Below are 11855 nucleotides of genomic sequence, written 5' to 3'. Positions count from 1 at the left end.
GTAGAGACTATTAGTTTTAAATTCCTACAACCATCAAATGAGAAGCAGGACAGACTATAGGACTATAGGAAGTTATTTTTCTAATAGTTATACTTTGTTTTGAATAATAAGAATATATCAAAAACCTAATTATAGAATCGAAGAAGCTAATTATTATGAACAGTATTATATCATTAAGAACAGAAGATGAAGATCTTGATGTACAGTATGAAGTAATTTCAGCTATTGAGATAAATGAATCTATAACAGCCGAGAAAGTGAAAGTCATAGAACAATTATTTTCAATAGATCAATGTATAGCTAAGAATCAACAAATCATTGATAATATTAATAATGAAATAGATAAACTTACCAATCATGCGGATGGGTTAGACTATACAGTTGCAGTAGCATCTGGTATAATAGCTGGTCTTATTGATTCTTTTTTTGTAGGTGAATTTAACTTTGCAGAGTTGAAAGCAAATGCGGATAAACACGTCAATAAGTTTATTGAAAATTATGCTAAGTTAAGAGGATATAAGGATAAAGGACAAGGCCTTAAAGGAGCAATAGCATTTTTAGAACGCAAATTCCCTGTTGACCAAGATAATATATGGAAGGGATTAGGCATATCAAGTTCCAAACTTCATCATCTTGAAGATATAGCCCATCATCCTACTATCCTTGGTCTCGTAGCATCTATTGTTCTTGCCTTCTTTAGGAAAGCAGTTTTTGTAGATAAAGAAGGTAAACGGCATTTTGTATCGTTGAAAACAGACATGAAAGACATAGCAAAAATCTGGGCACCAATTGTTATAAGTGGCATCCTAAGATGGCTTGTCCATCTTGCTGAGTCAAAATATACAGAAAAGAACTCGAAAGAATTACCCAAACCTATCCAAAAGTTAATTGGCTCATTATCATGCTCTCCTGCTATTATTGAAGTATTGAAGTGTACTGACAATTGGTTTGGTCATCTTGTCAGCGACATGGGAGGATCCAAGAATACTCCAGATGGAGGAATGGGTATTTCTGGTATTTTTATTTCGTTACTAAAAGAAATTTCTTCATTGCCGTTTCTTAATAAGAGCGAGCTTCCAAAGTTTGTTAGCGACTTGTATTCTAAAAGGAAATGGGATTTGCGATCTGAAATGGCAATAATGGAATATGCGGGAAAACAAGCTGTTCCTATCATCTTAAATGAATTACTCGTGCGTACATTCTATTTCGTTCGTCACCTCATTTCTGAATACAAGAAGAATGATGACTGGAAAGGCATTGAGTGGGACTATGTCGTACCTTGGCGCAACAGGACGATTACACGAATGATGACTATTGCATCAGGAACATTTGTTGCTGTTGATGCAGCAGACGCAGCTATTAGAGCATCGTTGAAATCAGGAGGTGAACCTGCTACTTTTTTTGCAAATATGGTACTAAGAGTCAATTTTGTTGGTGTAGGAAGATTTGCCATCGCAATAGGATCTGATACATATATGGGCTATAAACGTGAAAGACTAAGAGATGAAAGATTATACAGGATGTCCGAACATATTTTTTTAGGAACAGCAAAGATATATTATAAACAGGCAGATATGTGGATTGCTGCAAAAGAAGCGAATGAAGCTGTAAATCAGATGAAACAAACAGCATTAAGTTCTTTAGAGTTCCTTAGAAATTCACTTCTAGAAATTGGAATTGATTTAAATAAAATAGCTTCAAACTATAAAGAGATTGAACAAAACAATCCTGGTTTATTAACAAATATCTCTCAAATATTGCTCTATGGAAAATAATAACTATCAATTACAGACCAATATTCTCCCCACAGAAGTCAAGATTCTCCCTACAGAATTTCCTGATAAAATAACTAAAACTCTTGATGGTATAACTAAAATCGAAAAAGCGCAAAAGGAAGCTGAGGATAAAGCAAAGAAAGCCAAGGAATCCGCTGATATTGCAAAAACAAAGAGTGCTAGATGGTCATTAACAGGCAATAACAAGAAAGAAGCAATTGAAGCTCTTCAAACTACAGCAGTTGTTCATGCTATAGCCCTTAGTCAAACTATAGATGCAAGCAAAGAACTATTCAATAATCAAAAAGACATAAGTCAAGCTATAAGATATCTTTTTGCCTTGGGTGCCACTGATATAACAGCAAATAGAATGGTTGTTAGAGAACTACAAATGAGATTACAGAATGCATCTCAAGAAGAATTGAGCGATTTTGCCCGACAAGAATTAGAGAATGTCATCTGTCAGTTACGTGCACAAGAAGATATGCAGGAAAGAATAAATGGTCATGACGAATTATTACGCAACCATAAATTAGATATAGAAACTGCGCATACAGATATTGATAAAATTCGTAGTTCAATAAACAAGTTCGAGCAATCATGTCAGCAAACAATAAACCATGCAGAACAAATGCTTAGTTCTGTTGAAGAACTTAAAGGTAATGTAAGTGAATCACTTGATAAATTAGAAGAACGATTTGCCCATTTAGAATATAATTTAGATCATAAAATAGACTCCAAAGTATCTGAACTTGAAACACAAATTATCTCTTGTGTTGAAAAAGAAGTTATTAAAGCAATGCAAACGGTTAATATTAGAATAGATGAATTGTTTAAAAGAATTGACTTATTACAGGAAGAAATTAACAAAAAAACTATTTTTGACACAAAAGCCTATAAGGTAGCTATTAGCTTAATTGCTATACTTTCATTAGTACTTCATTTTTTATGATTATTACCTTATATCCTGCAGGAGTGACGGTGAAGAGTTCGGGCAGTTCCACACGGAAAGCCACCGTGATGTCGGCATCCTTGCTTACCATACAGCTCTGCTCGATGGAGAGCAGCGGGAACTTCGATTCCAAGGTCGTTATCTTGCTTCTGTTTTTTCGGTCAAAGACCTCAACAATACGTCTCATTTCTTCGCTTTCTTTGATTGGAGATTACGGATAAGGTGAAAGGCCGTGCGGTGATTCACAAGGTAGCGTGGGTGCATACGCACCGCTCTCTGTTTCATCAGCCCATACTGCCCGTACTTACGGTTCATGGCGAACGTTTTCCACACCACGAGAGTGGCACCCGGTACGCCTATGATGAGACAAACTATCTGACTGACCCCGCAGAGATAGAGCACGACCACAAGAATGAAGACGGCAAGCAAGCCTCCTGCAAAGAGGAAGAGATACTGCGCCTTCAAGCCCTTGAACTCCACCGTCCGACCTACACCCTTGTTGATTTTTTCGAGCAAAACTCTCAACAACTCGTCCCAATTAGCCATGATGGTTATAGGAAGAAAGAACGTAAGATAGTGGCGACCACGATCAGGAAGATGCACGCACCGAACCAGCTCGCGGCGGTCTTGCTTGTATCGGGGTCGCCTGAACTAAACTTGTTGTACACTTTTATGCCACCAATCAAGCCCACTACGGCACCGATGGCATAGATGAGTTTTGTACCCGGATCAAAATAACTTGTTACCATCTTTGTGGCTTCGTTGATGCCCGCCATACCGTTGCCCTATGCGTATGCTCCCACGGTGCAGTCACCAGCAGGAGCATCATCAGTGTGATTTTTTCAAGTTGAAATCATTATTTTGGACTCTTCATCCATACTGGTTTCAAGCTGCCTTTCAACTGAATCCGTTTGCAAAATAACAAGGTTTTATCCTAAGTTTCAACTACCTGTGAAGTATAGAGAAATGAAAGGAAAAAGAGTGAATGTCATTGATAATGAGATATTTGAAAATCCGCCGTAACTTTGCAGGCGAGAATGATACATGGAGGTTATATCCCGAAGCAGATACCCAAAAAAGGTGGATGCTTCCATCGCATCAGTTCTTGATATTGGCAATGTGTGTCTTTGTAACACAAACCGCCGTTTGTACCACAAAGTCCCTTGCCCCGAAAGGGGGAGATGAATTTCTCCAAAGTCGCAATTAAAAGAAGCAACAACAGATGGATAAACAGACAAAAAAGAATAGTGGGCGAAAAGACCCTGATGAGCCCGATGGGACAACTGGCATGTACGACTGCCCAATCCGAAAGACCAGCAACGGGCAATCGATTTGTTCCATAAATCGGGAGCGGAAACCAAGTCGGATTTTGTGCGTGGTCGCATTCTTGAGAGAGTTTTAAGGTCATCACGGTGGATAAATCCGCTGTGGAATACTATTGCAAATTCTCCGAACTTACAGCACAAATCCATAAGATAGGTGTGCTGTATAACCAGACCATGCGTGCCATCAACAGCTATCATTCGGTCAAGACCGCACAAATTCTGCTTGAAAAATTAGAAAAACTGTCGGCTCAAATCATTGCCTTGCAAGAGCAGGCTATCAATCTATCCATTGATTATAGAAAGAAGAAGTATTGGGAATTTAGTTAGAAAAATGATAGCGAAGATTTCAGCAACGGAGAACCTCGGTGGGGTTATTGGGCTATAACTTCAAAAAGGTGGAGAAAGAGGAAGCAAGCGTTCTTCTTGCCGCTGAATTGTATCAGAACAAGGAGGAACGTTATACGATGGAGGAGGTGTTTGCCAACATGGAGACTCTTATTCCGAAGAAATGCCGCACCAAGAAAACGGTGTTCCATTGTTCCCTTAATCCGCACCCGGACGAGAAATTATCCGACGATACACTCACGCAGATTTAGACGAAGAAAGAGGTAAATCTCTCGTTCAAACAGCAATCAAAAAGTATTCTAACAACAATGTAAACCTCCGCCCGAAAATTGTCTTATAGGAGAATTAAAATTGTCCTATAAGACAATTTGAAAAGTCTTATAAGACAATTTTAGACATAAGGGCGGATACGAATTTTTATTCAATTATGGCATAGGAAAACGATTAAGGGCATTGGGCAAGGTCATGGACTTTATGCGAGGTATATCGATGATATTCCTCCTATACCATCATGCTCAACTTAAACCGTTCTTGGATTCAGAAGCAGGAGATTTCTTTGTGGAGTCTCCGATTATCTTGCTGGCTGCCATCATTTGGTTTTTCAAAATCTATGAGAACGTGAGGTCGATGTAAGAATTACGCCAATATATTATCCATAAGACTTAAAGAAAGAGTTGATTATGATTTAATATACTTATAATCAATAAGAAGTGAAGTATCTTCGCTCTCGAACTCTTACACCGAACTCACGTTATTTATGAATGTTTTCGTTCAGCCAAATAAGCAATGCCAAATTAATTTAAGCATTGCCATGGCGAGAAAACGCACTTTTCGAGGAACGAGAAAAGAACGAAAAGAAGACAATAAACGTGTAAACATTTTTTGCAAGAGCAGTTACCATCTAACTGTTTATCTGCCAATGCATTACAAAACCTATTGTTTTGCATTCCAAAAGCGGCTGTTTTGCATGGTAAAAGCGTAGGTTTTACAATGCAAAACCTACGCTTTCGCAACGCCAAAGCGATTATATCACTTTTTAACAGAATTATCTTTACAAGATTAAACCGAAAAATTCGCACTGTCTCATTAGCAAACTTGCTTAAAAACATTTGCGAGATGTTCTTGCTTAACCTGCTTTCTTATACCGAACTAAGTGTCCTATAATAATGACTTACAGAAATATTTTGTGTGCAGTATTGCCAACACGTACAATATAAATACCCTTTGATGGCATTTGCAGGGTGTGCGAGGCTGTGAGATAACCTTGCGCTAACGTTGCGCCCGCTATGCTGCAAACAGAGTAACGAACGGGAGAAGCGAGCCTTTCCGGCAGTTCGATGACCAATTTGCCGTCTTTTCCGTACACCTTGTATTGCTCGCTATTACCCATCTTAGGCATCACTATTCCTGTTGGGAAGTTGTCCGTCTCAATGATATTCGTGAAATAGTTCCAGCCGAAAGCCTGACGATACTTTTCACCTGACCCGATTGGAACATAAACCGGTATATCATTAGGAGTAAAGCTATGAAAAGGTCCTTCTCCAGGGTTGATTCCCATCGGATGTTCTGTGCAAATAGGAGGCATTGCTGAAAGAGAGTAAATCTTTTGTAGAGAAGTCAAGTCCTCAAAAGCTCCGCCTTCAATGTATTCTACAGTAGCTGGAAAGACAATGGAATCCAAAGCGCAATAACTAAAAGCATCACAGCCGATCCAAATCAAATTCGGTGGAAGTTCTGTTTTAAGTTTATAACACCATTGAAATGCGTTGCGATCAATTTTAGTCACAAATTTCGGGATTTCTACTTCCTCCAAATCCGAGCACAAGCTGCATAGTCGTTTGGGGATTTCTGAGAGCCCTTCTGGTAAAACAACCCTCTTTAATCTCTTGTTGTCAGAAAATGCAGCATTACCTATCTTTTTTACGGTATTAGGCAAGACAATCTCTATGAGTTCTGTAGCATATATAGCAGAAAATCCGATACTGTCCAAGCCTTCGGGGAAGTTCATCTCTTTCACCTTTGTGTAATAGAACGCAAGTTGGTCGATTGTTTTGAGCGAAGGGGGTAGAACAATCTTTTTAAGGCTGTCACACCATTGGAAACATCGAGCTGGAATTTCTGTGATTCCTTCTGGGATTATTAGAGGATTCACTTCAAGCCATTTATTGTCCTCAAAACAACTTTCTCCTATTTTTTTCAATGAGGAGGGTATATTGATGGTTCTCAATGTCAATCCTAAAAATGCACAGAATCCAAATTCTGTAATATTGTCGGGTAGGATAATGCGACGAATATCCAAATAGTGCCCAGAAGTGTACCAATCCCAATCGACAAACCCAGAATCAGGAATCTTATTGTTCTCTACTTGTGAAAATTGCAAATTGACTATTCGCAATTTTCCATCTCTCGCACAACGAACGATTGTCTTAAAATCAGCTTCATGGATTGGTCCGTGTACTACCAAAGAGTCTATTGTATTCCACTTATCGCCCAAGGTCTGCTCCAATTGTCCATATTCGCTCACCCTCGCATCAAAAAAACTCACCTGACCCCATATTTTTGGGGGACAGAAAAATATAAGAGACAGTAATAGAAGTGTTATATTTCTCATTATTATTTCAATGTTATGTTATATATAAAAACGGCAACAGAAGGCAATGCTTCTGTTACCGAGATTAGGTTTACTATTTCTTGGTAAACTTTCTGCTGTCTATGATTTGTCCTTCTACGGAATAAGTAAGTACGTATATACCACTTGATAGGGATGTAGCATCTATTTGTAACGTTCTTGTTCCAGCAGGAACATTCTTGCTCAATAGAATTGTCCCTTGTGTTAAGGCACTTACTTGAAGAACGGCATTTTTTGATTCAACAGTATTATGCAACTCAACATTTATAAAGTCATTGACCGATATGGGAGTAACCGATTTTAATCCTATCTTAGATTCCAATGTAATGCTTTTCTGCGCCATTTCACCCTGGGAAGAGAGTGCCGTAACGGAGAATTCATTATTCTTTAAGGTTGGAATGACCGTTACTTTGTTTCCTTCTCCCACAGATTTCCCATTCCCATCTGTCCACCTAAAAAAGGTATCTTTTTCTTTAAACTCCGTCAAAAGTTCAAACTTTCCGTTCCCGAGATTAATGGGAGTAATTACAATCGGCTCATGGCTGAACAATGGGGCTTCCACCTCAAAGGTTTCCCCTCCGATAATGTTACCCTGATTATCCTTTTGAACCAGATAGAAAGCATAGGTTTCTCCTGGGAAATTTGCTGGTTTTTGGAATTCAAGATTCATTGTCACTTTCTCAAAATCCGAACCATTCATACAGATGTCTTCCAAACGACCATCCCATGAATTAAACTCCACTTTATGGGGAGTTATGGATGGGGTATAGGTTATGCTCCTTGCTCGAAGTCCTCCACGTTTCCAAGCGTCATAGATTGGTGTAGCCATCTCCATTTTTAATTTTGCCTTGGATAGAAGAGGTTTGTCGGCTAAAGTGCGAGGATGTATTTCGAGAGAATATTTGTGGTTATCTTTGTAAATATTCCGTACAAAAACAGTGATTCCTTTTGAAAGATCCTCTTTAGAAATAATCGATACGTTTTTCTGAGCAATGTCATTACTCCATTGTACTGCAGGATAATCTCCTTTTAATTCGGGGTCCCCTTCGTCGTAAATCTGTCCTAACAAACAGAAATGGTGCTTCTCTTTCCCATTATCTTTTGACATTAAACCTCGAGGTAAAGACCATGTAACTGGTACAATTCTGTATCCACCTGCTTTTATTGGTTTAATATATTCAGGATTCATGCGTCCTCCTGTAACGTCATTGTCTATATAATATTCTTGTCCTCGCCACGCTTTAGCTGTCAATCCTGTAGAAGCTCGAGCCCAATACATGTGAAGATATTTTCCGCCATTATAATCTTCCTTCCCTCTATTATGAATCTTGACATAAACAACTACAGCAAGATGATTTTTTGCATAATAAGGATTTTCATGCTTTTCTATGCCATCTTCTTCATTTCTCACCCATATAGAGGGACTATCCCAAAATACAGTTGTAGTTAAGTTAGGTTCTTTTCCCGTGTCTTCGTCATTGTCTTTGATATAAAGATCTACTGCTTCTGGGAGGTTATTGAAAGCCAAGTCTTCTCCGACGGATACAGGCTTAGACATGTATTGAGGCTCCTCCGGTGCACGATCTTTCAGTTTGGCATACGTAAAAGCTTCATCCATTGTCACCCTATTGTTATTATCAACATCAGAAGGCACTAGCTTTCCATAAGCATCTTTTCCATTTATGGCAGAAGTCCAATGATAAACAAACTCATCGTAAGGAATGTCATAACAGCCATATGAAGATTTGTCGCTTTCAGAAGCTGCTGCCACAACGCACCCCACTTTCGTCAATTCCTCAATGAAACCACCCGAGAAACACTGCCCTAATACCGCATTTACATAAACCTGTTTCTCATTGAAAGGACGAAGCCAATCTGCAAGTTCATAGTCGTGTAAAGATTCTCCATTCCATAGACAAATATATGACTGATTTTTGTAGTCTTTTGTTCCTCCGTGGTCTATTACATAGAAGAAAAGATGGTCATCCTTCCCTATCCTTTGTGAAAGTTTGGAAAGAACATTCTTCACGTTGGTACGTGTTGCAGCATATTGTATGTCCGGTTGTCCGTCATAGTCCAGATCCAATGGAGAAGATTTATAGCCCCCGGTCGTTAGATGCATATCGGCAGCAGGGTCTGTTCCGTCGGACATCACTACTGCAATGTTATTTTTGGGCACACCGTATTTATTTACCAATGTTTGATAGACGAAAGAACAGTCATTCCAATAACGTTCGTGATTGGAATATTGATTATGTCCACCACTGAGTATTACGGCATAGGTGCGTTCTGCAGTACTTTTAGCCTCATTGGAAAGGGACTCCTTTTTTACATAAGGCTTTAGATTGGCATGTGTGCCATAACGATTCTTGACTTCCAACGGAGAGAAATTCCCCATAGGTGGAAGACGGAGCTTCGTTGATTGAGGTGCAGGAGATTGATATTCTCCTATTCTCTTTACAACACGAACTATATAACAGTCGTGTTCCCAACCTTTCAGCGGTTCAGCATCCACGAAAAATGTCCAAGTACCGCTCTGGGAAAAATTAAGGTCATTACCTTCACCCTCGACTTTAAGAACGGGGTCCTCGCAAAGATAATAATCAACATCCTGCCCTGAGAAAATCCCCTTAACAACGGAAAAAGCCTCTTGCTTTGAGACATTACGTAATCGTTGTTGTGCAATTGCTGAAGAACTAATCAGACAACAAAGCAACACAAATAAAAGTTTAAATCTTTTTTCATAGTTGTTTTTATTAAATGAGACATTAAAGTGTTAATAAACACACTTATTTTCTTATTATTGTAATTCTACTTTGATATTTTTGCAAAGAATTCCAAGCAAAAGTTTTAGCTATTCACTTGTAAGCAGCACTGTTCCGTATGAGAACCTGCCACTTTCCGGTACAAGAAGAAGTATCTTGTCTCCACGTTTTATTTCTTTTGTCTTTATGAGTTCCTCCAGTGCCACATAAATAGCTGCCGAGCCAATATTTCCTACAGAAGGAAGATTGACAAACCATTTCTCCTTTGTCAGAGCTATTTTACGAGTAAGAAATTCATTGTTCAATTTATCATAGAAGAGCATAGAGGAGAGATGGGGTATCACATAGTTTATTTCTTCCGGTTTTACATTATGTTTGGCAAGCACGGTTTCTATGTGATTTACCCAATACTTAATGGCGAACTTTTTCAAATGGCGAATATCCTGTTTCCCTACAAGTACTCCTCGTTCTTTGATTTCATCGGGAGAAAATTCTTTCCAACTCTTCAAACGTCCATCAGCTTGTAGTTCTGATGCCATAAACATACATGTAGGCAGTTCGTTGGCATATGAGGTCATTTCAATCCATTCTATTCTCAAAGGAGTGTTCCTTCGGGATGGTCTTGTACTAATACTGCCCCCGCACCATCAGACAACATAAACCTCATGAAATCCTTTTCGAAAGCCATATAGGGGTCTTTGTCCGGATTATCGTGAGTTGCTTCGTATTCGGGGTCATAGAATTTCGATACTAACGCAGGAGAAGTCAGCTCAGAAGCTACGCAAACTGCCTTTTTATGCAATCCTGCAAGAATATTACTATAGCAAATCTTCAAAGCTTGCAATGAGGTTAGGCACACTCCCGCAGATGAAAATATCTCCATCGGGAAATTCCCCAATTCTCCATGAACCATAGAGGCGTGTGAGGGGAGCAGCTGATCCGGAGTGCTCGTAGCACAAGCCATGAGTGTTACGTTTTCGGGTATTGTTTTATCGGCAAATAAACTCTCTGCCGCTTGTTTTGCAAGCTGTGCATTGGAATGGGTAATTTTATGCTGCTTGTCTAACCCGTAATACCTCGTTTTAATTCCGTTTTGTCTGAGGACGATTGAACGCACTCTTGATGGCTTTCCACCAATCAGCCCGATATAATTCTCCATTTCCTCATTGCCGACAGGCTTGTTGGGCAGGAAAGATGAGACTTGGTTGATATAAATATTCTTCATAGACGAATGGTATTATATAATAGTAAGTACTTTTTCTTTAGGCTTTCAATATCCAATTCACCCCCGATGATGGATAAACTGAATGCGTCTCCGTAGTAAAGGGAGCGGAAAGCTGAAATAGCCAAGTCCGGATCGACATTCTTTTTCAATTCGCCGGCCTCGACCCCTTTATGAAAATAGTTTAACCACAATTTCAAAATATCCTCCTCCAAATCCTTGCTCTTATCCTTAAATCCTTCATAGTGAAAGCAAGCAGAAGATAACAAGTTGAGATACTGTGTAGAAGTTGCATCTATATTTGATTTTCTGATCAGGCTCATTCTGCTTCGGATAAGTTCTAATTCATTCATAATAAAGTCCCCAAACGGAGTCTTCTGCGAAACGGATATATCCCTATTCAGAGAATCAGCTATAAGATTAAAGACAAATTTGTCAATGACAGCTCGGTATAAACCATCTTTGTTCTTCACCTTATAATATATAGCACCTCTTGATACTCCCGTTGCCTCTTCCAAATCGGAAGTTGTAACATTTGCATACTCTTTGGTCATAAAGAGTTTGAATGCTCCCAAGAATATATTGTTTTTCCTTTCTTCTTTTTTGTTCATTAGGTTTAATAATTAGTATTACCGTAATAATTATTTCTTGTTTGCGAATATACGAATAAAAAATGAAATCTCCAAATTTATGATAATCTTTTTATTTTTTCTTTTTCTCCCTCCCCCTTTTCCCGTGATTTCCCTATGCCTTTAAAGGAGGATTATAGCTTATATATTTGCCGTTCGATAGCAATTTATTCATCTTAAAAACAAAGAATTATGGAATCGAACAACAGTGAT

At 38.8% G+C, this 11855-nt stretch carries 6 protein-coding genes and 5 pseudogenes; 4 read left to right on the top strand and 7 right to left on the bottom strand.

Going from position 1 to position 11855, the window contains the following annotated elements:
* The first annotated feature begins 155 nt into the window (after positions 1-155).
* Positions 156-1775: a hypothetical protein gene (locus JCM15124_RS11900; RefSeq protein WP_024999580.1), complete on the top strand. Its 1620-nt coding sequence runs from the start codon at positions 156-158 to the stop codon at positions 1773-1775.
* Positions 1765-2727 carry a hypothetical protein gene (locus JCM15124_RS11895; protein ID WP_024999579.1) on the top strand — a complete coding sequence of 321 codons (963 nt, stop codon included), beginning with the start codon at positions 1765-1767 and terminating at the stop codon, positions 2725-2727. Before JCM15124_RS11900 ends, JCM15124_RS11895 begins: the two co-directional genes overlap by 11 nt.
* Position 2728: 1 nt before the next feature.
* Here the strand turns inward: JCM15124_RS11895 and JCM15124_RS11890 are convergent.
* From JCM15124_RS11890 to JCM15124_RS14385, 3 genes and pseudogenes are all read right to left on the bottom strand, one after another.
* Positions 2729-2914: pseudogene (locus JCM15124_RS11890) on the bottom strand (DUF3875 domain-containing protein); the annotation flags it as partial.
* Positions 2911-3273: a DUF4133 domain-containing protein gene (locus JCM15124_RS11885; RefSeq protein WP_024999577.1), complete on the bottom strand. Its 363-nt coding sequence runs from the start codon at positions 3271-3273 to the stop codon at positions 2911-2913. The pseudogene JCM15124_RS11890 and the gene JCM15124_RS11885, both read right to left, overlap by 4 nt.
* Positions 3274-3278: 5 nt before the next feature.
* Positions 3279-3556, bottom strand: a pseudogene (locus JCM15124_RS14385) (DUF4134 domain-containing protein).
* A gap of 393 nt (positions 3557-3949) precedes the next feature.
* Here JCM15124_RS14385 and JCM15124_RS14380 point away from each other — a divergent pair.
* Positions 3950-4379 (top strand): annotated as a pseudogene (locus JCM15124_RS14380) (plasmid mobilization protein).
* 4 nt (positions 4380-4383) lie between these two features.
* Positions 4384-4645 (top strand): annotated as a pseudogene (locus tag JCM15124_RS11870) (relaxase/mobilization nuclease domain-containing protein); the annotation flags it as partial.
* Positions 4646-5568: 923 nt separating this feature from the next.
* Here JCM15124_RS11870 and JCM15124_RS11860 read toward each other — a convergent pair.
* The 4 genes and pseudogenes from JCM15124_RS11860 to JCM15124_RS11845 all read right to left on the bottom strand — a co-directional run bounded on the left by JCM15124_RS11860 (position 5569) and on the right by JCM15124_RS11845 (position 11624).
* On the bottom strand, positions 5569-7008 hold the full coding sequence (locus tag JCM15124_RS11860; RefSeq protein WP_024999575.1) for a leucine-rich repeat domain-containing protein: 1440 nt from the start codon (positions 7006-7008) through the stop codon (positions 5569-5571).
* A gap of 73 nt (positions 7009-7081) precedes the next feature.
* Positions 7082-9745: a C13 family peptidase gene (locus JCM15124_RS11855; protein ID WP_024999574.1), complete on the bottom strand. Its 2664-nt coding sequence runs from the start codon at positions 9743-9745 to the stop codon at positions 7082-7084.
* 135 nt (positions 9746-9880) lie between these two features.
* Positions 9881-11016: pseudogene (locus tag JCM15124_RS14370) on the bottom strand (StlD/DarB family beta-ketosynthase).
* Positions 11013-11624, bottom strand: a complete 612-nt coding sequence (locus tag JCM15124_RS11845) for a TetR/AcrR family transcriptional regulator (RefSeq protein ID WP_024999573.1) — start codon at positions 11622-11624, stop codon at positions 11013-11015. The pseudogene JCM15124_RS14370 and the gene JCM15124_RS11845 overlap by 4 nt, the downstream one beginning before the upstream one ends.
* Positions 11625-11855: the final 231 nt, after the last annotated feature.

It is taken from the genome of Prevotella falsenii DSM 22864 = JCM 15124 (assembly GCF_000613945.1).
GTDB lineage: Bacteria > Bacteroidota > Bacteroidia > Bacteroidales > Bacteroidaceae > Prevotella > Prevotella falsenii.
This window is presented reverse-complemented; position numbering and strand designations above follow the sequence as displayed.

Bases quoted from the DNA above. Each gene is read 5' to 3' on its own strand.
- JCM15124_RS11885 (WP_024999577.1), bottom strand. From the start codon at position 3,273: ATGGCTAATTGGGACGAGTTGTTGAGAGTTTTGCTCGAAAAAATCAAC.
- JCM15124_RS11900 (WP_024999580.1), top strand. From the start codon at position 156: ATGAACAGTATTATATCATTAAGAACAGAAGATGAAGATCTTGATGTA.
- JCM15124_RS11860 (WP_024999575.1), bottom strand. From the start codon at position 7,008: ATGAGAAATATAACACTTCTATTACTGTCTCTTATATTTTTCTGTCCC.
- JCM15124_RS11895 (WP_024999579.1), top strand. From the start codon at position 1,765: ATGGAAAATAATAACTATCAATTACAGACCAATATTCTCCCCACAGAA.
- JCM15124_RS11845 (WP_024999573.1), bottom strand. From the start codon at position 11,624: ATGAACAAAAAAGAAGAAAGGAAAAACAATATATTCTTGGGAGCATTC.